Annotated in this window: 21 protein-coding genes, 2 tRNA genes and 1 pseudogene; 22 read left to right on the top strand and 2 right to left on the bottom strand. The window is 44.7% G+C overall.

Annotated elements, in window-relative coordinates; all coding sequences use genetic code 11:
• The coding region (locus LJE72_RS23835; RefSeq protein WP_229250459.1) for a PAS domain S-box protein at positions 1-538 on the bottom strand (538 nt) is incomplete at its 3' end.
• Between the two features lie 543 nt (positions 539-1,081).
• Here LJE72_RS23835 and LJE72_RS23830 point away from each other — a divergent pair.
• The 8 genes and pseudogenes from LJE72_RS23830 to LJE72_RS23790 all read left to right on the top strand — a co-directional run bounded on the left by LJE72_RS23830 (position 1,082) and on the right by LJE72_RS23790 (position 9,477).
• Positions 1,082-1,963, top strand: a complete 882-nt coding sequence (locus LJE72_RS23830; protein ID WP_229250457.1) for an FAD binding domain-containing protein — start codon at positions 1,082-1,084, stop codon at positions 1,961-1,963.
• A 3-nt stretch (positions 1,964-1,966) separates the two neighbouring features.
• Positions 1,967-2,449, top strand: a complete 483-nt coding sequence (locus LJE72_RS23825; RefSeq protein ID WP_229250455.1) for a (2Fe-2S)-binding protein — start codon at positions 1,967-1,969, stop codon at positions 2,447-2,449.
• A gap of 2 nt (positions 2,450-2,451) precedes the next feature.
• Positions 2,452-4,854, top strand: coding sequence for a xanthine dehydrogenase family protein molybdopterin-binding subunit (locus LJE72_RS23820; RefSeq protein ID WP_229250453.1), 2,403 nt, complete (start codon positions 2,452-2,454; stop codon positions 4,852-4,854).
• A gap of 558 nt (positions 4,855-5,412) precedes the next feature.
• The gene (locus tag LJE72_RS23815) at positions 5,413-6,681 is read left to right on the top strand and encodes a double-cubane-cluster-containing anaerobic reductase (protein WP_229250452.1); all 1,269 of its coding nucleotides are present in this window, start codon (positions 5,413-5,415) and stop codon (positions 6,679-6,681) included.
• The gene (locus LJE72_RS23810; RefSeq protein WP_229250451.1) at positions 6,678-7,418 is read left to right on the top strand and encodes an acyl-CoA dehydratase activase; all 741 of its coding nucleotides are present in this window, start codon (positions 6,678-6,680) and stop codon (positions 7,416-7,418) included. Before LJE72_RS23815 ends, LJE72_RS23810 begins: the two co-directional genes overlap by 4 nt.
• Before the next feature lie 173 nt (positions 7,419-7,591).
• Positions 7,592-7,981 carry a C-GCAxxG-C-C family protein gene (locus LJE72_RS23805; RefSeq protein WP_396391830.1) on the top strand — a complete coding sequence of 130 codons (390 nt, stop codon included), beginning with the start codon at positions 7,592-7,594 and terminating at the stop codon, positions 7,979-7,981.
• 767 nt (positions 7,982-8,748) lie between these two features.
• Positions 8,749-9,057: a glutamate--tRNA ligase family protein gene (locus tag LJE72_RS23795; RefSeq protein ID WP_229250449.1), complete on the top strand. Its 309-nt coding sequence runs from the start codon at positions 8,749-8,751 to the stop codon at positions 9,055-9,057.
• 15 nt (positions 9,058-9,072) lie between these two features.
• Positions 9,073-9,477, top strand: a pseudogene (locus LJE72_RS23790) (hypothetical protein).
• Positions 9,478-9,715: 238 nt separating this feature from the next.
• On the opposite strand, the gene LJE72_RS23785 reads toward LJE72_RS23790, so the two are convergent.
• Positions 9,716-10,822 (bottom strand): aminotransferase class V-fold PLP-dependent enzyme, encoded by a 1,107-nt coding sequence (locus LJE72_RS23785; RefSeq protein ID WP_229250448.1) that lies wholly within the window; start codon positions 10,820-10,822, stop codon positions 9,716-9,718.
• 78 nt (positions 10,823-10,900) lie between these two features.
• On the opposite strand from LJE72_RS23785, the gene selD reads away from it, so the two are divergent.
• From selD to LJE72_RS23715, 14 genes are all read left to right on the top strand, one after another.
• The gene (selD, locus tag LJE72_RS23780) at positions 10,901-11,923 is read left to right on the top strand and encodes a selenide, water dikinase SelD (protein ID WP_229250447.1); all 1,023 of its coding nucleotides are present in this window, start codon (positions 10,901-10,903) and stop codon (positions 11,921-11,923) included.
• A gap of 12 nt (positions 11,924-11,935) precedes the next feature.
• Positions 11,936-12,529 carry a sulfurtransferase-like selenium metabolism protein YedF gene (yedF, locus tag LJE72_RS23775; protein WP_229250446.1) on the top strand — a complete coding sequence of 198 codons (594 nt, stop codon included), beginning with the start codon at positions 11,936-11,938 and terminating at the stop codon, positions 12,527-12,529.
• Positions 12,530-12,539: 10 nt separating this feature from the next.
• Complete coding sequence (locus LJE72_RS23770; RefSeq protein WP_229250445.1) at positions 12,540-12,791, top strand: DUF3343 domain-containing protein; 252 nt, start codon at positions 12,540-12,542, stop codon at positions 12,789-12,791.
• Between the two features lie 111 nt (positions 12,792-12,902).
• A complete protein-coding gene (locus LJE72_RS23765) occupies positions 12,903-13,220 on the top strand; it encodes a hypothetical protein (RefSeq protein ID WP_229250444.1) in 318 nt (105 codons plus the stop codon).
• Between the two features lie 278 nt (positions 13,221-13,498).
• Positions 13,499-13,572 (top strand) — tRNA-Gln (locus LJE72_RS23760).
• 8 nt (positions 13,573-13,580) lie between these two features.
• Positions 13,581-13,655 (top strand) — tRNA-Glu (locus LJE72_RS23755).
• A gap of 104 nt (positions 13,656-13,759) precedes the next feature.
• The gene (gene fdhF / locus LJE72_RS23750) at positions 13,760-16,444 is read left to right on the top strand and encodes a formate dehydrogenase subunit alpha (protein WP_229250443.1); all 2,685 of its coding nucleotides are present in this window, start codon (positions 13,760-13,762) and stop codon (positions 16,442-16,444) included.
• 17 nt (positions 16,445-16,461) lie between these two features.
• The gene (locus LJE72_RS23745) at positions 16,462-16,797 is read left to right on the top strand and encodes a HesB/IscA family protein (RefSeq protein ID WP_229250442.1); all 336 of its coding nucleotides are present in this window, start codon (positions 16,462-16,464) and stop codon (positions 16,795-16,797) included.
• Positions 16,798-17,458: 661 nt separating this feature from the next.
• Entirely contained in the window at positions 17,459-19,549 is a 2,091-nt protein-coding gene (locus LJE72_RS23740) for an aldehyde ferredoxin oxidoreductase N-terminal domain-containing protein (protein WP_229250441.1), read from the top strand.
• Positions 19,550-19,555: 6 nt separating this feature from the next.
• On the top strand, positions 19,556-20,086 hold the full coding sequence (locus LJE72_RS23735) for a 4Fe-4S dicluster domain-containing protein (RefSeq protein WP_229250440.1): 531 nt from the start codon (positions 19,556-19,558) through the stop codon (positions 20,084-20,086).
• Between the two features lie 32 nt (positions 20,087-20,118).
• Positions 20,119-21,270 (top strand): (Fe-S)-binding protein, encoded by a 1,152-nt coding sequence (locus tag LJE72_RS26615; protein WP_229250439.1) that lies wholly within the window; start codon positions 20,119-20,121, stop codon positions 21,268-21,270.
• 98 nt (positions 21,271-21,368) lie between these two features.
• Positions 21,369-22,160 carry a formate dehydrogenase accessory sulfurtransferase FdhD gene (gene fdhD, locus LJE72_RS23725; RefSeq protein ID WP_229250438.1) on the top strand — a complete coding sequence of 264 codons (792 nt, stop codon included), beginning with the start codon at positions 21,369-21,371 and terminating at the stop codon, positions 22,158-22,160.
• 176 nt (positions 22,161-22,336) lie between these two features.
• Complete coding sequence (locus LJE72_RS23720) at positions 22,337-25,390, top strand: FAD-dependent oxidoreductase (protein ID WP_229250461.1); 3,054 nt, start codon at positions 22,337-22,339, stop codon at positions 25,388-25,390.
• 124 nt (positions 25,391-25,514) lie between these two features.
• Positions 25,515-26,250, top strand: a 736-nt coding sequence (locus tag LJE72_RS23715) for a hydrogenase iron-sulfur subunit (RefSeq protein ID WP_229250437.1), incomplete at its 3' end; no start/stop codon positions are given.

The following is a 26,250-nucleotide window of genomic DNA, read 5'->3' as shown; positions in this document are numbered from 1 at the left end:
CAATAACCTTGCGCATTTCTTTGCTATGGGCGATGATCTCCGAGTTATTATTTTTTTTAAGTTGATTCAGCTCTGCTAAATATTTCAAGGCAAGCACTTGAGTTTGCTGGTGTTTTTGTTTTAATTGATTCAAATCCGTGATATCCCGCACGTTACAATAGACTCTATGGATTCTTCCGTTACTATCGTAACTTGGAACACCAGTACTTAGAGCAATCTTGCCATTAATCGTGTTAATCACGACAGTTTCTTTCTGACTGGATTCAATAACCTTCAAGGTCGCACTGGCGTCAGTTATTCCCTTTTCAATCTGCTCTCTTGTTGTTTGACCAATGGAATCCGGGTACTTAAGCCCCATAATTCGTTCTATCGAGGGATTGACATATAAAATTCTACTTTCATTATCGGCTATAAGCAGACCATCATAAGAGTTTTCAAGCATCCCTAAAAGGTCTCGATTCTGGTGCTCTAATTCGTAATTTCGCTTCTGAAGATGTTCTAGCAGTTCTTGGTTAATTGTTTCTTCTACTAGACTCATTAATCTCACCCCTTATTTGATACTGCCGGAATAGACAAATTAATTAAATAGTCAATATATTCTAATTATATCATGATCAATCCCTGTGTTGTAAATCAAATTGTACAACCATCTGTCAATTTAAACAAAAGTATATTGTCTCGATGATTTATGTGTGCCGCCAGATCCCTCTGATTAATTGCAGCAAGGGGTAGCGAGGAGTATGTTTATCTGGCACAATAATTGCATATTTAGTTGAATATACAGAATAATTAGAATTTTAATTTAAAAACATGACGGAGGGGGTATTCATTGATTAGATAGTCAATCTCATAAATAGTTTCGATGAAAGTGAGATGAGCCAAAATGGGGGAACTTATCCAAAGCAAGAAACCTCCTTTTCTGACAAACTAATACACAAGATACTTTTACACCCGAGGATTTCACCCTTGAACATAAAATTATTTGCCGGAAAGCCGCAAATATGTTGTCTAATAACACGGCTTTCCCTAGTGAATACAGCTGCAATGTCAAGTTTAAACAGAAAAAGGAGGTTGCTCTAAGATGTTTTTGAATCACTTTGAGTATTTTGCACCAAAAACGCCGGCAGAAACCCTAGAATTGGTTGCCCGCTTGGGAAGTAAGGCCAAAATACTCGCCGGGGGCACAGATTTAATGGTGGTGATGAAGGCAAAGGCAATTAGCCCCGACTATCTGATCGACATCAATGGGGTAGAGGAGTTTAAAGGGATTTTTTGTGAGCCAGGAAAAGGTGCTGTTATCGGAACAAATACTAAGTTGGCTGAGATTCAATTTTCTGAGGCAATTCAGGAAAAATACCCGGCTCTTGCTTATGCAGCAGGGGAGGTAGGTTCATCTCAGGTAAGGCATATGGCTAGTTTAGGAGGCAATTCTTGTAATGCTTCTCCGGCAGCAGAGACCCCGACACCCCTAGTGGCACTGGGGGCCAAAGTTGTGCTTAGCAGTATTTCGGGGGAGAGAGAACTGCCCTTGGAAGAATTTATTCTAGGCGTCCGGGTACTGGACCTTGCAGAAGGTGAAATGTTAACAAAGTTCATATTGCCGGAACCTAAACTGAAGTCAGCATGCCGCTATGCTTACATGGGACGCAGAGATGCCATGGAAATCGACTGTGTCAATATGGCCGTAACTATAGAGTTAGAAAATGATGGCGAAACGGTTAAAAATATCGAGCTTGTGATGGGGTCTGTTTATCCAAGGCCTTTGGCATCAAAGGAAGTTACTGCTCTCTTACTAGGGCAAAAGCTTAGTGATCAACTGATCGAAAAGGCTGCTGAGGCGGCCCAAGGTGAAGCTAAACCGATTGATGATATTCGGGCATCTGCTGAATATCGCCGTGAAATTGTCAAAGTACTGGCATGCAGGTTGATTAAAGAGGCTTATGCCGCTGCGAAGGGGGTATAGTTGATGAAAAAACTGATTGAATTAGATATCAATGGTAGGATTTATGAAGTAGCCATTGATGCCAGAGATTTGCTCATCGATGTCATCAGAAATAAAGTAGGCCTTACAGGGAGCAAGAAAGGTTGTGGAGATGGCGACTGTGGAGCCTGCACCGTGTTAATCGACGGCAAACCGGAGTTGTCCTGTATTAAGCTTGCTATTGCCAGCCAGGGCAAGAAGATCACCACTATTGAAGGGCTGGTACAGGAAAGCGGCCAGCTTCATCCGATTCAGCAGGCATACGTCGATCATGGTGCCGTACAGTGCGGTTTTTGTACACCGGGCATGATCTTGTCTTCAAAGGCGCTGTTGGACAGGAATCCTAATCCAACCGAGCAATATATAAAACACGAGTTAAGTGGAAATATTTGTCGTTGCACCGGCTATAAGAGAATAATTGAAGCAGTTGAAGCGGCGGCTAAGGTTTGGTCCAAAGAGGGGGTGTAATAATGGAGAAGAAAGATTTAAATTTAAAATCAAAATGGAATCTGACCCCGGAAGGCTGGAATCTCGAAGGGGTACCCGCCTGCCAGGATGAGAAAAGATATACCCAGGTGGGAAGAAGTGTACCCAGGATAGATGGCCCTATCAAGGTTAAGGGGGAAGCAATTTATACAGGGGATATGACACTCCCCGGAATGGTTTATGGGAAAATTAAGCGCAGCATTTACGCTCATGCAATCATTAAAAAAATTGATTGCAGCAAAGCTCGGGAGTTGCCGGGTGTTCTGGCAGTCCTTACCGGAGATGAGGCTCCTAACAAATGGGGTATCGTTCCACAGGCAGCCAATGAGACTGTCCTAGCCGTTGGAAAAGTTCGGTTCTATGGTGAAGGCGTGGCTGCCGTTGCTGCCCTGGATGAAGAAACCGCCGAAGCCGCCCTGGGATTGATTGAAGTCGAATATGAGCGTCTGCCGGTTTTGCTCAATCCTTTTGAATCTATGGAACGCTCTCAGGAAGTGCTTATCCATGAAGATAGTAAGGGAAATATAATGCATGCTGGGGAACAGGTCTATGGCGACGTGGATAAGGCCTTTGCCGGGTGTGAGTATGTTTTAGAAAGAGAGTTTCATACTAACTATCCGCAACACGGCTTTCTTGAGCCGCATTCAGCCCTAGCCAGTTATGACGCTCAAAACGGTCAACTGCATTTGTGGGCCAGCAGTCAAATTCCCCATTATTTGCATCGACAAATGTCTATAGTTTTAGAAATACCCATGAACAAAATTCGGGTTACACTTCCTACAATCGGCGGTGGCTTTGGCGGCAAAGGAGAAGCAGCGCCTTCAGAATTTGTAGCGTGCTTGTTATCAAGGAAGGTAGGCAGGCCCGTTAAAGTAGTTTATGATCGCCAAGAAGTATTTTATACGAACAAAGGCCGGCATCCATGCCATATGAAGGTGAAAATGGGGTTGGATAAGGATGGTTATATTCAAGCCGTAGATTTTGACAATACGTTGGACAAAGGTGCATACTCTGGCTGGGGGATCGTTGTGTTGTTTTACACTGCATCAATGATACATCTACCCTATAAGGTTCCTAATGCCCGGTTTCGGGGAAGAAGTGTTTATACTAATAAACCCAGCACTGGGGCTATGCGCGGTCTCGGCGGGGTTCAACCTCGGTGGGCTTTGGAGTGCTTGATGGATGAGATGGCTGAAATGATGGGAATTAGCCCATACGAACTAAAATTGAAAAACGCTATTGAATCGGGACATACCTGTATTAATAATATGTTCGTACCGCATTCCGAGTTTAAGAAATGCCTTGAGACAGCGGTTAAAAAATCAGGGTTCCTGGAAAAACAGGGCAAGTTACCTTTTGGGAAAGGTATTGGAATGGCGGGGGGGTATTATATCACCGGCACAGCCTACACTCTTTATCAAAATTATAAGCCGCACACTACAGTGATGATCAGGGTAGATACAGAGGGAGGAGTTACCCTTCTTTGTGCAGCTGCGGAGATCGGTCAGGGGTGTAATACCGTTATGGCCCAGATGGTAGCTGAAGAACTTGGTATCCAATACGAAGATGTACATGTTCAGTCGGGAGATACAGAAATAGGGGCCTTTGATTTGGGAAGCTTTGCCAGCCGCCTAACTTATGCGGCCGGGGCTGCTATCAAGATGGCCTGCGTAGAAATTAATCAAAGACTAAAAGAAACCGCAGCAGGAATGCTTGGAGTAAGGGCCGATCAATTAGTGATTAAAAATCATGAGATATATTCAATGTATGAGATCAAGAAACGGATCTCGTGGGAAAAGGCTGTTGAGGCCTATACCAGTATCAACGGGACCTTGGTTGGTATGGGTAACTTTTCTCCACCAAGGCGCAAGGGAATTGATATTATAAGCGGGAATCGGGTTCAGGGCGCAAATATTGGTCACTCTCCTACTTTCGGTTTTAGTTCCCAAGTACATGAAGTAGAAGTGGATGTGGAAACTGGCCGAATCTATGTGAAGAAGGTAACTGAAGCCGGTGACTGTGGTACACCCGTTAATCCCATGAGTGTAGACGGGCAGGTAGAAGGGTCCATCATGTTTAATATAGGAGCCTGCCTTTACGAAGATCAGAAGTTAGATGTCAATGGTAAACATTTAAACCCAAACTTCCACGATTACAAGACGCCGACTACTATGGAAATGCCAGAAATGGATACTAACATAGTAGAAAGTTATGACCATTCAGCTCCGTTTGGGGTTAAGGAAACAGGTGAAGGAGCTGTTCAGCCTACTTTCCCAGCTCTTACCAATGCTATTTATGATGCCATCGGCGTAAGATTTTACAACCTGCCCATTACCCCGGAAATGGTATTAAAGGTTTTAAAGGATAAAAAAGAGGGCAAGTTGTAACGATGTGAGTAGTTTTACTCCTCGTCAGAAATGAAAAACAAATTTAAACTATGGAGTCATGGGGCCGTAACGAAACTTGAGATTTTTTCAAGCTGGTGGTGCGTTATCCCAAAATAGAGGACTGTACACCTTTGAAGTAGTGAACAGTCCTCTAATATATCAGGGGATTACAAATAGAGTAAGGATGTAATAAACCGGAAAACAAGTTTCGTTACATCCCCATTACTCTTTTAAGGCAAAAGTATAGATTAGGTTGCTCTATTTGCCAGTTACTCACCTGAAAGCTGATAGTCTGAGCTACGGCTTCAAGGAGCAATTTACGAGCTGAGTCCTTGAGTCAGCGGATGTAAAAGCTTCTTCCGCCCATTAGGAAGTTAGTCAATTAGCAGATAATATCTAATTTTAGACCTATCACACATATTAATTTAGTGATAATATAGAATAAATAAAATGTTATTATATATGGAGGGGAGAATTCGATGTGTATTGAACCATTGAATCTTCAACTTCGATCCAGATCATGAATGAGGACAACTTAAAAGAATAGGGAGGATAAAAATGGATAATAGAGAATTATGGACAGCCTTGGGTATGGATTTAGAGAAACACGATGATTTTTTGGCCCCTGTGCCAGCGATTTTTACGAGCTTATTTCTGGATCGCCCCAATCGCCCTAAAGCGATGGGGTATTTTGATATGATAGTTGGAGACGTGCATGGGATTCGAGTGCATGAACTATATGCTATGAAAGAAGCTGGCGCTAAAGTGTTCTCAACCTTTTGCGTCTATGTTCCGGAGGAAATTGTCGTTGCGACAGGGAGTGCCAGCATTGGACTATGTGCTGGGGCCCAGTATACTGTTTCTTCAGGGGAAAAAGTTTTGCCTCGCAACCTCTGTCCATTGATTAAGTCGACCATGGGCTTTAAATTAGATCGAATCTGTCCGTACTTTCAAGTTTCTGATTGGGTCATCGGGGAGACGACCTGTGACGGTAAGAAAAAGGCTTGGGAGATCCTTAATGAACACATTCCTACCTATGTAATGGACCTCCCACAAAAGAAAGACTCCAAAGATGCCCGCCTATGGGAAGAAGAAGTGCGTGATTTTGCATCCTTCATTGAACGCGAGACCAAGGTAAGCATAACCGCCGAAAATCTGGCTCAGGGAATTCAGAAGATCAACAATAAACGCCACGCACTTCAAAGGTTAGCTAACTTAAGAAAACATAACCCAGCGCCTATTCACGGCTTAGATGTCCTCTTAATCAATCAACTCTCCTTCTTTGATGATCCGGTTCGCTTTGCTGCACAAGTCAATGCTCTTTGTGACGAACTCGATGAACGGGTTAAAGAAGGGGTCGGAGTTGCACCCTCCGATGCGCCAAGGATTCTGGTGACTGGAACTCCGCAACCGCTCCCTGCTTGGAAACTTCATGCCTTAATCGAACAAGCCGGAGCTGTCGTGGTCGGTGAAGAAACCTGTACAGGAGAACGCTATTATAAGGATATCACTGAGCCTGGGGACAACCTAACAGATATGCTTGCCAATATTGCTAAGCGTCCACTAAAAGTGAATTGTGCTTGTTTTACCCCGAATCAAGGACGCATGGAAGATATAAATCTCATGGCTGAAACCTTAAAAGCTGATGCCGTGATTGATTTTAACCTCCAGTTCTGTCAGCCCTATGGCGTGGAAAGTTATTTTGTTGCTAAGGAAATGGAAAAGAAAAAGATTCCCTTCCTGCGGCTGGAAAGTGATTTTTCTGAAGAAGACCAAGGGCAACTCTTGACCCGGATAGAGGCTTTGATCGAGATGATTCGTGCATGAAGCAGGCTGGGTTAGATCTCGGCTCGGTTAATACAAAGTTAGTGGTACTTGAAAACGGAGAACGAGTTTACAGCCATGTCATACCTTCCTGGTTCGATTCTGTCCAAGCGGGTATTACTCTATTAAAGTCTTACGTCGAAGAATATGGAGAAGAACCTGAAAAACTTGTGGTCACAGGGTATGGACGGGTAAACTTTCCGGAGGGACGGGTAATAACAGAAATCACCTGCCAAGCCAGAGGGTGTCATGCGCATTTTCCTGAGTATGCCTACATTTTGGATTTAGGGGGACAAGACGCCAAGGTGATAAAGAAAAGCGCGGAAGGAAAAGTTGTTCAGTTTATCATGAATGACAAGTGTGCTGCCGGAACCGGACGTTTTTTAGATGTTATCCTTAAGGGATTAGATCTAACCTCCGTGGAGTTGGCGTTAGCCACAGCGGCTAAGCCAATGCCCATCAATTCCATGTGTACTGTTTTCGCAGAATCTGAAGTCATTACTATGCTGGCTAAGGGCATTCCAAAACCAGAGGTGATTGCAGGTCTCTTCAAAAGTACGGCAAAACGTCTTGCCAATTTTGTGGAGTCTGTCGGACATCCTGAATGTTTGATATTCACTGGGGGCGGCGCATATTACTGTCTCTTAGTCCAATTTCTTGAACGGGAGTTAAAGGGGAACGTTGTGATTCCGTCTGAACCCGAATTAACTGCGGCTTTAGGTGCGGCATTATTAGCATAATAACCGAGAATAGCACTTGCTTAAGGTAGCAGGTGCTATTCTCAGCGTGTTCCTGTAAGATGAAAATCAATTTTAGGAGGATCCTTGAAAATGGAAAGAGAAAAAATTATTTCTGATGTAAGAAGCAAGGCGGGGGGTGTTTCCAAAAAGGTGAGTTTTATTGTTCCGAAGCCGTGATTCATACCCTTAACGAATTTCTTAGTTGGCCCTTTGATCGTTCAATTGTCCGCCTGGCCGCCGGTTTTCCAGTCGGAATCGGTAGGTCCGGGTGTGTTTGTGGCGCAATCAGTGGTGGTGTAATGGCCTTAGGGATGGTTTACGGCAGGGATCCAGGCAATGCAATGGACAGTAGAATGTTTCCTGTCGCAGCTGAACTTCATGACCATATTAAGAAGCTATATAAGAGTACTTGTTGCAGAGTGATTACTAAAGATTTAGTCTTTAACTCTCCTGAAAGAAAAGCGCACTGTGTAAAAATTACAGGGGAAGTTGCGGCCTGGGTTGCAGATAAATTGCTTAATGATGAAGCGCTTAAAGATAAAATCCAACCCGTAGTTGTTTAGAATAGAGTGAAAGTATGATATACCTTGCCAGATCGTTTTTGCGTTCTGGACTTTTTTGTAGGACATGAGAATATTTTCCGGTTCCGTCTAATCATAAAGTGCCTTGAAATATAGAGTAGCTCAGATGTATAATTTAAAAAATAATAAAAACACAATATTCTATAATTATAGAATATTGTCCGCGCAAAGGAGATCATGCAGTCTTGAAGGGGGGGCCTCATTGAATTACCAATTATTGAGGAGCGCTGCACAAGAGATTAGGGATGGCTATTTAAGACAAGATCTCGGAAAGGAAAAGTGTGAAATATTAGACAAATACAAACTAAGGAGTAATGCGGACCTTTACTGGGAACGGTACCATAGCACCAACCAATACAGGAATACTTCAGCCATAAATTTGCCAGAAAAGCATCCCCGTTGGGAATGATCTTTCATATTTATAAACTTTGCTATGCCAAAGTAAAATATTTTGATCAACACTGGGACAATTTCGTTCCATGTGTCTATAATTGGCAAAGAGGATTGTTTAAGGAAACAACACTGGCGGATATGGAATTTATAAAACACTTAAGCACGGGCATTGTTCTTGATTTAAGGAATCTGGCGAAAATTAATAATATGAAGATTTTTTGGCACTTTGTAATTACCTTGAAGATCAAAAACTAAACAAATTTAATAATCAAAAAAAGGTACAGCAATTCAGGTGCCATTGATTTTAATTCACTATACGGCTTTCTAAAGCCAAATAATACTTGGGAGAGTAATGAATGGAAAAGGTCAGAGTTAGATTTGCCCCCAGTCCTACGGGTTATTTGCATATTGGAGGAGCAAGGACAGCCTTGTTCAACTGGTTGTTTGCCAAAAAACACAATGGAAAAGTAATTCTTCGCATTGAAGACACGGACACAGAACGACTTAAAGAAGATTCTGTTAGTCAAATTCTCAGTAGTCTAAAATGGTTAGAGATAGACTGGGATGAGGGTCTGGAAAAAGGCGGTGATTTCGGTCCCTGTTTCCAATCCCAACGACAAGGACTTTACATTCAGGCGGGTTTGGTCGGCCATTTAGAAGTATAAGAAAAGAGAAAGTACATATGTGATGTCATTAGTTTGGTTAAAGAAAGAATAAGAACTTTGGGAGAACTGGCTGAAGCAAGCCGTTATTTTTTTCAAGAAATTATGAGCTATGATGAAAAAGGTATAGAGAAATACTTTATAAAACAAGAAGGCGTGGATACTTTGCTAGCTAAAGGTTGAGAATGTCTAACGGCTCTAGAGCACTTGGACGTGGAAAATGTTGAGAGCGCCTATCGCCAGTTAATGGATGAACTCAAGATTAAAGGCGGTATTATTATTCATCCTACGAGATTGGCGTTAACTGGCCGTACCGTTAGTCCTGGCCTGTTTGAGGTTATGGCTCTATTAGGGAAAAAGAAATGTATAAAACGCTTAGATAAGGCCATTGAATTTATTCAGAAAAAAATTAGAAAAAATTAGAAAAACTTACTGGCGCCAAGCGCTGGCCAGATGGCCTGACTGGACCAGAAAACTTCTTGGTTTTGTACTTGCCGAGAAATTTGAAAGGGGGAATGGATATGTTCTACCGATGTGCTTAAAACTAATTGAAACAAGATCCGAAAAATGGTAAGATAATAATTATTTTCTGGATATTATGTAATTAGATCGCGAAATCAATATAGGTAAGTTTGCTCATGAGAATCGGATACTTATTCTGTTATCGACTAGCCAAAGTACGAACGGCATCGACAGCGAATTCCGTCTCTTCTCGCGTGTTGAAATGCGAGAAAGAAAACCGGACGGAGCCGGATAGGTTGAGCCCATTATGCATCAATGGTGCACAATGTGCCCCCGCGCGCACCGCGATGCCATACTTCTCAAAAAGTAGACAGGCTGCTTGAGCGGAATCATACCTCTCCATATTGAGAGAGACTATGGGTGTGCGGAGAGGCGCAGCCAAATCGCCATAGAGCGTAACGCCGGGAGTATCTGCCAGCGAATGTACAAACAGGCGTGCCAGTGTATCCGCCTGGTTATGGATTTTCGATAGTCCTGTGGATTGTATATATTGTACACCAGCCAATAGTCCTGCGATCCCGTGTGCATTTTGCGTACCGGCTTCCAACGCATCGGGCAATTCCCGAGGATGTTTGTAGTCGAAAGAATGATGGCCGCTTCCTCCAACATACAGGGATTCTGGCATGTAATTGGGTCCTAAACAGAGCCCGCCGGTGCCTTGCGGCCCGAAGAGGGATTTATGACCTGTAAAGCAAAGCGCTGATATGTTTTTCATATCAATAGGCAAAAGTCCAGCGCTTTGTGAGGCGTCTACAATGAAGTGCACGTTACGTGCTGCACATACTTCACCAATAGACTGTATATCGAATACGTTGCCTGTGACATTGGAAGCATGCGTAAGTACCACGGCCTCAGTATCTGGCCGGATGGCAGAGGAAATTGCTTCTGTCGAAATGCATCCTAAGATATCACAAGGAACAATGGTATAATTATCCTGCCTGTATATGGGCCGCAGTACCGAATTGTGCTCTGCGGCGGTTGTGACGATATGTCCCTTGATTCCAGCAATGGCGATGTTTAAGGCGACAGTGGCATTTGGGGTGAATACAACACGCATAGGGTCGTCACCAAGCCCAAAGAGCGAGGCCAATGCTATCCGTGCTTCCATCAGCATACGGAGGGCGTCAAGCGCCGGTGCATGTGCTCCGCGTGAAGCGTTGCCAAACGTATCCATGGCTCGTAAAACGGCTTTCTTGACGCTATCAGGTTTTATCAGGGTTGTAGCGGCGTTGTCCAGATAAATCATTTTTTCTCCAATCTGAAGGCAGTTGTTATTTTATATATTAGTATAATGCAAATATCTGTGTTAAGGAAGTGATTCCTCATGATGAGTTTATTGTCAAACTGTACGTCGGGTGGCTGCGGGGCCAAGATTGGCCCAGGTGAGTTATCCAAGGTGTTATCCGGTATGCCTGCTTTTTGCGACCCTAAGCTATTGGTTGGCTTTGATGCGTCGGATGATGCCGCCGTTTATCAAATTGATCAGAACACTGCCATTGTTTCTACGGTGGATTTTTTTTCACCGATGGTGGATGATGCCCGCTCGTTTGGTCGTATCGCAGCTGCTAATGCCTTGAGCGATGTATATTCCATGGGTGGTACACCGCTTTTTGCCCTGAATCTCGTTTGTTATCCTGAGAGAATGGAACTAGACGCCTTGGGTGAAATTTTATTAGGCGGCGCGGAAAAAATACAGGAGGCGGGGGCGGTACTTTGCGGCGGCCATTCCATTTATGACAAAGAGCCAAAATATGGGCTGTCGGTCACCGGGCGTCTCGACTCGAAACGAATCTGGCGCAATAATACACCGGCTCCTGGGGATCAACTGATTCTCACAAAACCGCTTGGCATTGGCATTGTCATGGCGGCGCTGCGTGGAGAAATGGCAGATGAACAAGCTGTTCAGGCGGCGATTTCTTCCATGCAACGGCTCAACAAATATGCGGCGGAGAAAATGCACAGTTTTCCGATCAGTGCTTGCACCGATATCACTGGATTCGGACTGTTAGCCCATGCAAGGGAAATGGCAGGGGAAGCCACATCGTTAGTATTATATAGTTCGGAGTTGCCGTATATCCCCCAGGCTTATACGTATGCCGGGGATTATCTGATAACTGCGGCCGCACAGCGCAACCGCAATCATATGCAGGGCTTTGTGGAGCTTGGCGATACACCGTTTGCCTTGCAGGAATTAATGTTCGATCCGCAAACCTCCGGAGGACTGTTTCTTAGTGCCCCGAAATCCTGTGCGCAAGAGCTGTTAAGTGCCATTCAGGAAGTAGAACCCCAGGCTAGAATCGTAGGAGAAGTGCTCTTGCCGCAAAATTCACCGATTTTAGTACGCTAAGGAGGAATATTCATGAATAACATTGATTGTCTTGGGCAGGTCTGCCCTATACCGGTCATAAAAGCAAAAAAAGCGCTGGAAGGCTTGGGGGAAGCCGGCGGCGTGGTAGCTGTTTTGGTAGATAACGATATTGCCCGCCAAAATCTGCAAAAGATGGCAACGGGTCTGGGTTATCAAAGCGAATATGAGCAGAGAGAAAACGGTAATATCGAAGTTACCATCGTGGCAGGAGAAGGCTGCGCTGTGGAAAGCTGCGCAACAGACGAAGATTCGGGCCTCGTCGTCGCCATCGGTCGGAATACCATGGGGGAGGGCAGCCAGGAACTGGGCCAAATACTGATCAAAGGTTTTATCTATGCACTAAAGGAGCTTACGCCGCCACCCACGCATGTTTTGTTTTTCAATTCGGGGTCATACCTTACCGGCAGTGATTCCAACTGCTTGGAAGACTTGCGCGCTCTGGAAGCAGCGGGAACGGTTATCCTGACCTGTGGAACCTGCACCAATTATTTCGAAATTACGGAGAAGTTGGGGGTCGGTGAGATCGCCAACATGTACGGCATCGTTACAGCTATGGCTGGGGCGAAGAGGCTTATCAATATTTAGGAGGCTATTTGTGACTTATATTCTTACTTTTGCCAACACACATAAGGCTATTTTTGCTGAAAAGGCGTTGCTGCAGGCTGGGTATTCAGTGGGGGTGATGCCATTGCCGTCGGGCATCAAAGCTGGATGCGGCATCGCGCTTCGGGTAGCCGATTATATTGCATCCAATGCGCTTTTGAAGGAGAACAACATAGTTGTGTCAGCTGTCTATCAAGCATTGGCAAATGTACATGGTCCAGTGTACAGAGAGGTGACGCTATGAAGGAACTAGCAAAGGAAAACCCAAAAATGCGTAACTGTGTGAAAGATGTTATGTAGAATACAGAGAGTCTTGTTCAGCAGATGTAAGTCAAAATTATGGGAGGTCAACTAAGTGAAGGATAATCCTAATAAGATATGGGTCGTTGTGAACCCAATACATGCGAGGAATCCAGAGTATTCTCAATATAATTCAGTCTTGGAGGCGCTTTCCGATTTCGATGATTGGACACTCGAAACAGGCAGTATAGCAAGTTGCGATGTAATCTATCGAGGAATTACCATGATTCGGTCTTCAAAAGGAAAAGTTAGCGGAGCAGCATGCGAGCAGTACAACCAAGATTGCACAGTAAGAAATAAATTACCAAACTCACTAGAAATACAAAATTGCGAAGCATGCGTTAAGAAGATGATAGCTGATTACGTATTATAACAAAGTCCTAACGAGAAGAATGATTTTGTCTTGGCTGTGGAAATAAACAAAGGCATTGTAGACTGTTTTAGACGGAAGGCTCTCTACGGAGAGCTTTTTCTTATTGGCTTAATTAAAGAGCAGTGTAAAGGTACCGATTTGATAGCCTTATAACACAGCTAATCGGAAAAATGATTTTACAAATGACTGGAGTATGAGTTATAATAAGTTACATAATCTAAAAGTAATGATATAACATATTGTTTTTATTATGGATTCTAATGAAAGGCATTAAGAATTCTGGGATTGTGTAGTGGTAGCACATGTGTTTCTGGAGCATGTAGCCTGGGTTCGAATCCTAGTCCTGGAGCCAAACTACACGGCCCCATGGTCAAGCGGCTAAGACGTCGCCTTCTCAAGGCGAAATCAGGGGTTCGATTCCCCTTGGGGCTACCAAGAGTTTAATGAGATCACCAATTCATTGTTTAAAAAACAACGGTTGGTGATTTTTAGCAACATGAAGGGTATATTAGCATATTACTAATGAGGAGTGAGACATTTTGGAGTGGTTTAGCTTAAAAATTGATGGACGTGAAGTCAGCGTACCCAAGGGAAAAACCGTGCTTGAGGCTTGCCGCATGCATGATATTCCAATTCCTACCTTGTGTCACGATCCGGAACTAACCTCTGTTGGTGCCTGTCGGTTGTGTATTGTCCAAATCGAAGGGATGCGCAATCTGCCTCCATCCTGCGTAACTCAGGTAGCGCAGGGCATGGTAGTGGAAACTCGAAATTCTAAAGTTCGCGCGGCTCGTAAAACAATCCTGGAACTATTAGTGGCAAATCATCCATTAAATTGTATGGTCTGTCAAAATATGGGAAATTGCGCTTTGGCTGAGTATGCTTATGAATACGGTGTCACAGGAAAACCTTATCAAGGGGAGCATCGTAACCTTCCGGCGGATGATCAGAACCCCTTCATTTTAAGAGACCCCAATAAATGTATCCTATGTGGCAAATGTATTCGAGTCTGTGATGAGATCCAAGGACGAAGTGTTTTGGACTTTTCTTTCCGTGGGTTTGATACCCAGGTAGGCCCAGCCTTTAATTTACCCTATCACGAATCCGATTGTGTTTTCTGTGGTTCCTGTGTTTCTGTCTGCCCGGTAGGGGCGTTGACCGAAAAGAAAATGGTCGGTAAGGGTCGGCCTTGGGAAGTGAAGAAGGTTCAGACCACTTGTCCCTTTTGTGGGACAGGATGTAACTTTGATCTGAATGTTAAAGACGAAAAAGTGATTGGTGTAACCTCGAATCCGAACGCTCCAGTTAATGGCAAAGCCTTATGTGTCAAAGGTCGGTTTGGGATGGATATGATTTATAACCCTAATCGTTTGACGACGCCTTTGATTCGAAAAGATGGGGTGCTGGTCCCCGCAGAATGGGATGAAGCCTTAGATTTAGTAGCGATGAAGTTCCGCGAAATTAAAGATACCTACGGAGCGAATGCTCTTGCGGCCTTGAGCTCTGCCCATTGTACCAACGAAGAGAATTACCTTATGCAAAAATTCATGCGTGCAGTCATCGGGACCAACAACATTGATCACTGCGCCAGAGTTTGTCACGCTCCCACAGTAGCAGGTTTGGCAGTTTCCTTTGGTTCTGGAGCGTCAACGAACTCCTTCGATGAAATTCCAGATGCCAAAGTCATGTTTGTTATTGGTGCAAATCCCACAGAAGCCCATCCGATAGTTGGGACAAAAATGAAGCAAGCGTTAGCCAAAGGGGCAAAGCTGATAGTCGCGGATCCTAGACAAATAGAACTGGCAGAGTGTTCGGATCTTTGGCTAAGGCTTCGTCCTGGGACGGATGTTGCCCTCATTAATGGTATCATGAATATCATTCTTGCTAATGGTTGGGAAGACTGCAAGTTCATTGAAGAACGTACGGAAGAGTTTGAACATTTTAGAGAAAATGTTCAACAGTATCCACCAGAAATAGTGAGTCAAATTACCGGAGTTCCCGTGAACCAGCTTGTGGAAGCTGCCAGAATCTATGCGACCGCTGAACGGGCCATGATTTTCTATACATTAGGGATTACGGAGCACACCACTGGCACGGATAACGTAATGAGTTTGGCAAACCTGGCTATGCTAACGGGCAATGTTGGGAAAGAAAATTCCGGAGTCAACCCTTTGCGGGGGCAAAATAATGTTCAAGGCTCTTGCGACATGGGGGCATTGCCTGGCGACTACCCCGGGTACCAAAAAGTCGTCAATCCAGAGGTGCGAATGAAATTTGAAGAAGCTTGGGGCGTCCCGCTAAATCCCAACATAGGGATCATGCTTCCGGATATGTTTGCGGCAGCTATTAGCAAGAATTTGCGAGCTATGTATGTTATGGGCGAGGATCCGGTGATCACAGATGCTGATGCGAATCATGTGCGCAAGGGGCTAGAATCCCTTGATTTCCTCGTGGTGCAAGACATCTTCATGTCAGAAACGGCTAAATTAGCGGATGTCGTATTCCCTGGTGCCAGTTTTGCAGAGAAGACTGGTACATTTACCAATGCGGAGCGGCGGGTACAAATGGTCAATCAGGCGATTAAGCCTATTGGAAACGCTAAGACTGATGGAGAGATCATAGATGAACTTGCCAACCGGATGGGTTATCCATTTTCTTACTTTTCCCCGGAACAAGTCATGCAGGAAGCAGCCAATCTTACTCCGTTGTATGCAGGGATTACTCACTCTCGCCTTGGGACGCAAGGACTACAGTGGCCGGTACCAAATACTGAGCATCTTGGAAGTAAGGTCTTACATCAAGAAACTTTCTCTCGTGGGAAGGGTCTTTTCAAGGCGATAGCTTTTCAGGAAGCAAACGAGCTACCAGATGAAGAGTATCCGTTCTTACTCAATACTGGGCGAAAACTTTCCCATTATAATGTTTTTACTCAAAACTCAGAAGTGTTGGAAAGCTATTCTCCAGAAGAGTTGGCAGAGATTAATCCGTTGGATGCTAAACGGCTTGGCTTCCAAGAGGGTGAACGGGTAAAAGTGACCTCTCGACGAGGGGGACTGGAGACGAAAATTAGAATAACTGAACGCGTGCCCTCCGGTATGCTCTTCATGACGTTCCATTATACGGAAACGCCTACCAACGTCTTAACCAATGGAGCTTCAGACAAGGTTTCTAAGACGTATGAGTATAAAGCTTGTGGTGTACAAATCACAAAAATTGCTAATTAAAAAGGAGTGACAATCGAATGGTACAGATTACTGAACTCGCGGCCCAAAAAGTCAAAGAAGTGTTAAAAGCTCAGAATAAAGAAAATGCATTTCTTCGTCTCTATCTTGTAGGAATGGGTTGTGGGGGACCTAATTTCGGGATGACTCTAGATGAATCAAAAACAGAGGACGATATTCTTGATGAAGAATACGGTGTTTCAATGATCATTGATAAAAAACTATTGATGCATTTAGAAGGAGCCGTCATCGATTATATTGAGTCAGATAACGGTGGGGGTTTTGAAATACGTATGGCCAAGATGGATAATGGCTGTGACAGCAGTTGTTGCGGGGGGTGTGGCGGAAGCTGCTAATAAAAATTTAATTGTTGTTGCCTGTGTTCGAATATTCTTAAATCGTTGAAAATTGATCCGAATTAAGATGGAGAATATTAGACAACATGATAAGATGACCATTATTAAATCATACATGGTTATTAATTATAAGGTTGCCGCTGCCTTGGGAGTAAGTCAGCTGCGATAGTTCGAAGAATTGGCTCTAATATCGAACCGGCGCTGAGTCGCCTGTTCGATATTAGAGCATTTACTGACTTTATCAGATAGTAAGAGTAAATGCTTAAGAACAATTGAGTCATATATGCATTATTTAGATGCAGTTATGACTTGGCACAAGCTCTGATTAAGGAGTCTTTTTGTAGATAACGATAAATACCACTGCAATTTTGCAGTGGTATTATCAGTTAATTTATTTAAATTTTCAAATAAATTAACTGGTCTAAAACCGTTGGCTATTTGTTTTCGACAATTAGACAGTTAGTTTCAACTGATAGACAGTCAAGTGATGTGAAAGTTAATTAAATGGCATAGCACTTGCTAGTATATAACCAAACAAAACTAAAACAAACTCAAGCTCAAACTACTTGAATTAAACTGAAAAAGGAGGATGCGTACAAATTCCTAGGATATTGCCAGTTGTTTTATTGTATAGAAAAAAATTTACCAAAGGGGTTGGAACATGAGATACGCAGAAGCAGGATATAACTTAGAAATTGATCTAGCCACAGGAAACATTGAGAAAGTAGAAACTGACCCGAAATTAATGGAACTTCATTTGGGGGGCCTGGGTACGGACGTCAAGATCCATTACGACAGGGTTCCTCCTGAGACTCAAGCATTTGATCCTGAGAATCTACTAATCTTCAGCGCAGGCCTTTTATGCGGTACACCTACTTTCAGTGCGAATCGTATGCTGGTTTCCACTATTTCTCCTCAGACGGGGTTACTGTGTTATCCAATGGCAGGGGGATTTTGGGCGTCGGAATTGAAATATGCCGGTTATGACAAAGTGATTATGCGCAACAAGTCCCCAAAGCTGGTGTATATCTATATAAACAATGACAAAGTAGAGATACGTGATGCTGCTCATTTGAAAGGGAAAGGTGCCCTTGAAGTTCAGGACCTTATAAGAGAAGAGTTGAATGAGCCGGATGCCCAGGTGTCCGCTATCGGCTTGGCCGGTGAAAATCGTTGTTTCGGGGCTTCCATTGAGCAATCCAAGTCGAGTGCCAGCCGGGGCGGCGCCGGTGCCGTTATGGGAGACAAAAACGTTAAAGCGATTGCTGTTCGTGGAACAAAGGATATTTACCTTGCCGATGGGCCTGAATTTATGAAGCAGTTGAAGATATTGGCGGATTGGATAGATCACCGCAATCATAATCCCCTTCCGAATAAAAATATCATGACGATCCATACCGGGGTTGGGTCACCTCAGGCGATGAAAATTGTTGATGAGAAATGGCATACTCAAGGTTTCGCTTGGGGAAATTCGCGTAGACGGAGAAAAACCTTTTGGAACGACGAACTCGAAAAGCAATGGACTGAGATTCAAACAAAAGCGTTAAGGCGATTCATAAGTTGCTTTAACTGTCCCCAGCAATGCGGAGCCTTAATTACTCACGAGGATACCCCAAGATACATGGCGAAATGCTTCTCGAAACTTTCCTATATGTTTGCAGCTGAAATAGACGAACAGGGTTTTAATTGGGAAATCCTTGAGCCTGCTTTTCAGTATGGATTTGATTCATTTTCAACCCCACAAGTTTTGGCCATGGGTGTTGAGCTTCGTAAAGACGGCATTTTTACCGACGAGGATTGGGAAGGATGCCCAACCGATATAGCGGGGACATTTTTCTGGTTGCTTGACAAAATGGCCCGACGGGAAGGAAGAGTCGGAGATCTACTGGCCGACGGCTGTTATGGGGCGTGCCGAAGGCTTGGCTTGCCAGAAGGGAAGTATGATCATAATAATATTAAGAAACATGAGCAGATGTGCGTCAAATTGGGCATGATGGATCCCCTTTATTACCTTATGTATGCTACCAACGAGAAGGTAAGCATTACCCAAATGGAAGGGAACTGGCCCCAAGAGCCTTTTAGAGAAATGGCGGATAGAGAAGAGTTTGTAAAGGATTGGCCCCATCTTCCGGATGATCGATTTAAGAAATGGTTTCTGGACTGGGAACCGCGTGGAGAATTCGCCAATCCATTTTATCCGACGAAAGAAATATCTGCTGAACTTGTGGATTGGATGGAGATGTTGCACAACATTGATGACGCCCTTGGGATTTGTTGCGGCATGGGATCGTTTTGCTTGAAGCCGGCCTATCATATCCACAATTATACGAAATTTATTAATGCAGCCACCGGGCTGAATCTGGATGAAGACGGACTGAGGAAAGCAGTCAATCGGAGCCGGAATTTACACCGCGCACTTCAAAATCGGAGAGGCCTGAGAAGAAAAGATGAGGTGCCGCCGAAAGATCATTGGAAGCATAGATTTCCAGAGTATGAATACGAACTCTTATCCTATTATTATAACTTCAAGGGTTGGAATATGGATGCGATTCCGACGAGAAAAAGATTAGAGGAATTAGATCTTGGTTATGTTGCAGACGATCTTGAGAGGAGAGGGATATTAAAAGACGACCCGGATCTGGTCTATGTTCCCAATGATAACGTCTCAAGAGAAGAAGGATCAATTTATCTGCAGGACGGTCAGTCGGACTTTTATATTCCCGATGATCACGTCTCGAGAAAAGAGGGATGATAAAAGATGGCCAAGATTAAGAATAAAATCAGAACAATTAAGATTAATGCCGATTTGTGCAATGGATGTCGGACCTGTGAGGTAGTCTGCTCTGCCGGTCACGCTACACCGAGATTCAGTAGCAATAATCCGGCAAGGGCTCGCATTCATGTGATTACTCACCGACTAGAAAATATATTTCTTCCGGTATTCGCGGGTGAGAATACGCCAGCCCAATGCTTGGGCAGGGAAAAGTATGTGATTGACGGGAAGGAATACAGTGAGTGCTCCTTTTGCAAGGCTTCCTGCTCAGCCAGAGGCAGATTCATAGAGCCCGATTCCGGCCTCCCGTTAAGATGTGATATGTGTGAAGGTGAAGAACAGCCGCTCTGTGTTGAGTGGTGCTTAAATAAGGTTCTGACTCTCGAAGAAAGGGAAGAGGAAGTCGAAGAAGAAGTCAAGCTGGGCGAGATGGAGTTCGGATTACAATCATTAGTGGAGAAACATGGCTTAGAAAAGCTGGTGGATACCATCGCCCGAATGTCCCAGAAGCGCTAAAGCATTAAGGGGAAAGGAGGGGATTAGAAATAGTGGAGACAGTAGCTCCCTTCAAAGAGGCAATTGATGAAATCAAAGAGAGCGGTGCAGATGCCGTCAAATTCTGCTATCAATGCGGAAAATGCGATACTGTTTGTCCCTGGAACAAGGTCAGAACCTTCAGTATGCGTAAGCTGATCCGAGAGGCAACCTTCGGTTTGACTGAAATAGAAAATGAAGAGATCTGGCGTTGTACTACCTGTGGAAAATGCCAGCAGAGATGTCCCAGGGACGTAAAGCAGATTGTTGACATGATAGCTCTGCGCAGGTTCGCCACAGGATATGGCGTTTTTCCTGAGGCTGTCAAGCCTGTCCGCGCTGCCAGCGCAGGCCTTTTTGCAGAAAGAAACCCTTTTGGTGAAGCACGAGCCAAGAGGGCAGAATGGGCAGAGGGTCTTTCAGTAAAACCATTCACCGAAGGAATGGAAGTCTTGTATTTCCCTGGCTGCTACTTAAGCTATGACTCGAGATTAAAGAAGGTAGCTCGAGCTACAGTCAATATCCTCAATAAAGCAGGGGTGGATTTCGGGATACTGGGTACTAAGGAGAATTGTTGTGGAGAAAGCATACGTAAGACCGGCAATGAGGAATTATTCAAACGCATGGCTAGGGAAAACATCAAAACGTTTATCGATAACGGAGTAAAGAAAATCCTTGTCTCTTCTCCTCATTGCTATCATACCTTCAAGAACGAGTATCCTGAATTCAATGTGAATTTTGAGGTGGTTCATATATCCCAGTATTTATTTGAACTTATTAATGAGGGAAAGCTTCAGATTAACAAGGAGTATGCGAAAAAAGTTACGTATCATGACCCATGTTACCTGGGACGGCATAATGGCATCTATGACCAACCGCGAGGGGTCTTAAAGAAGATACCTGGTTTGGTATTGAATGAGATGGATGAGGCACGGGAAGATAGTATGTGTTGCGGAATGGGAGGGGGCAGGATTTGGATGGAAACTCAAAAGTCTGACAGATTCGCCAACCTCAGATTGGGTCAGGCTGTTGGAGTTGGGGCTGAGGTGCTGGTTACTTCCTGTCCCTATTGCATCACCAATTTCGAGGATAGCAGATTGGTCCTGGGTTATGATGACGTCATACAGGTAAAGGACATCACGGAGATCCTCCAGGAAGTGCTATAAAGAAAAGGGGATACACCTGTAAGCAAAAAGGGAACACACATCCTGCGGAGGAATGTCCCCAATAGAGACTGTCCCAATGGGGGATGGAGGAGCGAAACATGCATGAAGAGATTGGCGTATTAGACATCCAGGGTATGGCAGCGGACATAGTATGCCATCGCTTTTCGGACGAGGGATGGGTCAGGACCAAAGTTTACGTGCCTAGAGAGATGGAACTAACAATCTATGTAAATGACCAGGCTCTGGTCACTATCCTGTGCACTGCAGCCAAGTTGAATTATCTCGTCATCGGATACCTTTACGCAGAGGGAATCATCTCAAGCCTCGGAGACGTGGCGAGTATGCGGGCGAGTCTTGAGGAATCACTGGCCGATGTGAGGCTGAACAACTCCGAATTTGAATTGCCAACGTTGCGGAAACTAGGATGCAGCGGCAGTTCGGTTTTCAAAACTCAGGGACAGAAGGTTGATTCGGAGCTTGTTGCCACACCGATGGAAGTACTGTCGCTGATGAAACAGCTGGAAGGGCAGATGGAGCTGTATCCGCTTAGTGGCGGTGTGCACACCTCAGCCCTGTCTGATACCAAGAACTTGCTGGTAGTGGCTGAGGATATCGGGCGGCATAACACCTTGAACAAGATTCAGGGTGAATGTTTGTTGAGGAGCATATCAACCAGAGATCGACTGCTGTTGAGCACTGGTCGCATTTCTTCCGAAATGCTGCTCAAGGCGGCAAAGATGCAGACCCCTATGGTTGTTTCGCGACACGCGCCGACAAAGAGTGCCATTTTGCTGGCCAGCGATTTAGGTATTGCTCTGGTTGGGCATGCTCGTGGAAGTCGCTTGGTGGTGTATTCCCACCCAGAGCGACTTAGCTGCTCATCAAATTAAGTGCGGCTAGCTTATTCGGCCGAACACCTCTAATTGGAGCCTGTCTTTAGTGCTGCAGGAATGTCCTCAATTACTGAAAACGGATGAGGTGATAGAAAGTGGAAGAAGAACCAGAACTAGAAAGAACTAAAGGACAGCTTGTTAAAAATCTAGCAGGCAGTAATTTTGGAGATGTGATGGTTGTTGGCGGAGGGATCAGCGGTATTCAAGCCTCCCTTGATCTTGCCACTGCAGGTTTCAAGGTCTACTTGGTTGAGAAATCACCGACCATAGGCGGCAAGATGTCCCAGCTTGACAAGACCTTTCCCACGAATGACTGTTCCATGTGCATTGAATCGCCTAAGTTTTCTGAATGTAGTAGGCATCCAAATATTGAAATCATGACCTATACTGAGGTTGACTGTGTAGAAGGGGAAGCGGGAAACTTCAAAGTTACTCTGATTAAAAAGCCCAGGTATGTTATCGAAGATAACTGCACGGGTTGTACTGTCTGTGTAGAATACTGCCCGGTCAAAACTCCGGATCATTTTAATCAAGAGATTTCGAAGAATAAAGCGATCCATATCTACTTCGCTCAAGCAACTCCCCTGGTATCTTATATCGATGAAAGCTGTCTTTTCCTTAAAGAGAAGAAATGTACGATTTGCCAATCGGTCTGTAAATCAAACGCTATTGATTTTAATCAAACGGCGAAGAAGGTAGTAATAAACGTAGGGGCCATCCTTCTGTCTCCGGGTTTTGAACCCTTTGATCCTAAGATCCGGAACGACTATGGCTATGGAAAGTTTGAGAACGTGGTAACCAGTCTTGATTATGAACGGCTGTTATGTGCCACTGGGCCCTACGAAGGGGAGATCTTGCGCGCTTCCGACAAGAAGTATCCCCATAAAATAGCTTGGATTCACTGCGTTGGTTCCAGAACGGTCATCCCGGGCGGTAACAGCTATTGTTCACGCGTATGTTGCACGTATACGCAGAAACAGGTGATTTTGACAAAAGACCATGACGATGAGGCCGAGTGTACGATCTTTCATAACGATATACGTTCCTATGGCAAGGATTTTGAGCGATTCTACCAAAGAACAGAGAAACTTCCCGGGATTCGATTTGTCAGAAGCTACGTATCCATAGGAAATGAGATTCCAGAAAGCAAGAATGTTACGATTAGGTATTCTACTCTTGAGGAGGGAGTCAAAGAGGAAGAATTCGATATGGTGGTCTTATCCGTGGGATTGAATCCGACGACTGATGTGATGGGCTTAGCCAATAAGTTCGGCATCGAGCTCAATTCTCACGGATTCTGTAAAACCAATCCTGTTAATCCTATGGAGACTTCTCGCCCGGGAATTTTTATAAGTGGAGCCTTCCAGGGTCCGGTAGATATTCCCGAATCGGTGGTAACCGCCAGTGGGGCTGGTTCTCAATGTGGAGAACTCCTTGACTACCGGCGAGGGGGTCTAGCCAAAGCAAGGGTCTATCCACCGGAAAGAGATACTTCAAAAGAGGAGCCTAGAGTGGGTGTCTACGTGTGTCATTGTGGAGCGAATATCGGAAGAATCGTCGATGTTCCTTCCACCGTTGAATATGCGCTGACGTTACCGAATGTTGTCCACGCGGAAGACAGCCTCTTTATATGTTCAACTGAGGCTGCGGCGAAACTGTCAAAATCGATTCGGGAAAAAGGGCTCAATCGTGTGGTTGTTGCCGCCTGTACCCCCAGGACCCATGAGCCGCTCTTTCGGGACACTCTTCGGGAAGCGGGAATTAATCAGTATTATTACGACATGGCTAATATTAGGGAACATTGCTCCTGGGTCCACTCGAAAGAAAAGGAGAAGGCCACTCAGAAGGCACAAGATATTGTCAGGATGTCGGTAGCCCGAGCTTGTCGTTTGGAGCCCTTGCAGGAATTTGATCTGCCCGTCAACAAGGCTGTCTTAGTGCTCGGCGGCGGCTTAGCAGGACTGACCAGTGCTCTGAGTGTGGCCAACCAGGGCCATGAAGTTTACTTGGTGGAAAAGGATACAGATTTAGGTGGAATGGCACGCAGAATCCATGACACTTTGGAAGGGCTGAATGTTCAAGAGTATTTGAGTGATGTCATACGCAAGGTTTACCAGCACCCCTTAATCCATGTCTATACGGAGGCTGCCATCGCAGAGACGGGCGGTTTTGTGGGGAACTTCGTAACTAAGGTGAAGTCGAAAGGAAGGCTCACTGAGATAAGCCATGGAGCAACCATTCTCGCTACAGGTGCAGAAGTATACCAACCCGCTGAATACCTTTATGGTGAAGATGAAAAGGTAATGACCCACCTGGAGTTGGAGGGTAAAATCGCCCAAGGGGATGAAAGGCTGCTGAACTCCCAGAGTTTGGTGATGATCCAATGCGTAGGCTGTAGAAATGAAGGCAGAAACTACTGCAGTCGGATATGCTGCAGCGAGTCGATAAAGAATGCTCTGAAACTAAAAGAGCTAAATCCCCAGATGGATATCTATATTCTGTTTAGAGATATCAGAACTTATGGGCTCAAAGAGGATTATTACAGGGAAGCGGCCAGTAAGGAAATAAGGTTCATCCGCTATGAGCCGCAGGATAAACCTCAGGTGGAAGCAGCCGTTGATGAAGATGGTCGGAGTGTCTTAAGGGTTACCGTGACCGATCTTGTTTTAGGTAAGAGGCTGGAAATAGATGCGGATGCCCTGGCTTTAGCTGCCGCCGTTATTCCGTCAGCGGGAAGTCAGGAAGCAACCAAGTTATTCAAGGTGAATACGAGTCTTGATGGTTTCTACCAGGAAGCCCATGTCAAACTAAGACCGGTTGACTTTAGCACAGACGGCATCTACCTGTGTGGGATAGCTCACTATCCCAAGCATATAGCGGAAACGATCAGCCAGGCTTATGGAGCTGCAGGCAGGGTCTTAACCCTTCTCTCCCATGATACTGTCGTAGTCTCCGGCTCTGTTTGCGAGGTGAATGAGAGTCACTGTATATCGTGTGGAGCCTGTATTGCAGCGTGCACATATGGTGCCATAAAGTTCCATGATACACCACAAGGCCGAAAGGCTGTAGTTAATCCTGTTCTCTGTAAGGGAGACGGTCTCTGCAACGCAAAGTGTCCAACAAGGGCTATTTCACTGAAGCACTATACCAATGATGAGCTTATGAGTCAGATTGACGCGGCGATTCCCAGACTTGTTGAAAGTCCGTTAGTGAACTCGTTCAACTAAAGTTGAACATAGAGATTTACGTGTCACCGAAGCAGAGTGCGAAGTACCAATGCCACTTGTAGAAGTGGGAGTCTCACGATTGGATGAACAAAGCCGGAATTACTAACAAAAGAGGTGAGATAGAATGAGTGCAGAACTTGCGTTTAAACCAAGGATTTTAGGCATGATTTGCAATTGGTGCACCTACGGAGGGGCGGATCTTGCGGGAGTATCTCGTTTTCAATACCCCCCTTATATAAGGCTTATAAGGGTGATGTGCTCCGGCAGAGTTGAGCTGGAACATATACTTCGAGCTTTCTCAAATGGACAAGACGGAGTGTTTATCGGCGGTTGTCATCTTAACGACTGTCATTACAATACCGAAGGGAATTACGATGCCATAAGAATGGTGCTTCATGGTAAAAAAATACTGGAGCACATAGGGGTAAACCCCAACAGATTAAGGCTTGAATGGGTCTCTGCCGGTGAAGGAATCCGATTCGCCAATATTATGAATGAATTTAGCGCGAAGATAGAGAATTTAGGACCTCTTGGCAAAAGCGAAGGAATCGACGAAAAAGCCTTAAAGTCCAAACTCGAAGCAGTTAGAAACCTAGTCCCCTACATTAAGCTGGTGGAAATGGAACGACTAAGAGTACGATTTAAATCGGATGAAGAGTATCATAGATTTTTCATCAGTGAAGAGTTCAACAGGTTATTTGATGAAACAGTAGGAGAGAAATTGGCAATCAGCCAAATTATCGCTCTCTTGCGAGAAGGACCCCAGACAACCGGAGAGATTGCTAAGGTTTTAGACCTGACCCCATCTGAAGTATCCAGACACCTGAATAGTTCGTCAAGACAAGGATTAGTTAGGTATG

It is taken from the genome of Desulfosporosinus shakirovi (genome assembly GCF_020595055.1).
Taxonomy (GTDB): domain Bacteria; phylum Bacillota; class Desulfitobacteriia; order Desulfitobacteriales; family Desulfitobacteriaceae; genus Desulfosporosinus; species Desulfosporosinus shakirovi.
This window is presented reverse-complemented; position numbering and strand designations above follow the sequence as displayed.

What these genes read in the sequence shown, in the direction of transcription:
- LJE72_RS23830 (WP_229250457.1), top strand. Translation starts at nt 1,082, where the DNA reads ATGTTTTTGAATCACTTTGAGTATTTTGCACCAAAAACGCCGGCAGAA.
- LJE72_RS23825 (WP_229250455.1), top strand. Translation starts at nt 1,967, where the DNA reads ATGAAAAAACTGATTGAATTAGATATCAATGGTAGGATTTATGAAGTA.
- LJE72_RS23820 (WP_229250453.1), top strand. Translation starts at nt 2,452, where the DNA reads ATGGAGAAGAAAGATTTAAATTTAAAATCAAAATGGAATCTGACCCCG.
- LJE72_RS23815 (WP_229250452.1), top strand. Translation starts at nt 5,413, where the DNA reads ATGGATAATAGAGAATTATGGACAGCCTTGGGTATGGATTTAGAGAAA.
- LJE72_RS23810 (WP_229250451.1), top strand. Translation starts at nt 6,678, where the DNA reads ATGAAGCAGGCTGGGTTAGATCTCGGCTCGGTTAATACAAAGTTAGTG.
- LJE72_RS23795 (WP_229250449.1), top strand. Translation starts at nt 8,749, where the DNA reads ATGGAAAAGGTCAGAGTTAGATTTGCCCCCAGTCCTACGGGTTATTTG.
- LJE72_RS23785 (WP_229250448.1), bottom strand. Translation starts at nt 10,822, where the DNA reads ATGATTTATCTGGACAACGCCGCTACAACCCTGATAAAACCTGATAGC.
- selD (WP_229250447.1), top strand. Translation starts at nt 10,901, where the DNA reads ATGATGAGTTTATTGTCAAACTGTACGTCGGGTGGCTGCGGGGCCAAG.
- yedF (WP_229250446.1), top strand. Translation starts at nt 11,936, where the DNA reads ATGAATAACATTGATTGTCTTGGGCAGGTCTGCCCTATACCGGTCATA.
- LJE72_RS23745 (WP_229250442.1), top strand. Translation starts at nt 16,462, where the DNA reads ATGGTACAGATTACTGAACTCGCGGCCCAAAAAGTCAAAGAAGTGTTA.
- LJE72_RS23740 (WP_229250441.1), top strand. Translation starts at nt 17,459, where the DNA reads ATGAGATACGCAGAAGCAGGATATAACTTAGAAATTGATCTAGCCACA.
- LJE72_RS23735 (WP_229250440.1), top strand. Translation starts at nt 19,556, where the DNA reads ATGGCCAAGATTAAGAATAAAATCAGAACAATTAAGATTAATGCCGAT.
- fdhD (WP_229250438.1), top strand. Translation starts at nt 21,369, where the DNA reads ATGCATGAAGAGATTGGCGTATTAGACATCCAGGGTATGGCAGCGGAC.
- LJE72_RS23720 (WP_229250461.1), top strand. Translation starts at nt 22,337, where the DNA reads ATGGTTGTTGGCGGAGGGATCAGCGGTATTCAAGCCTCCCTTGATCTT.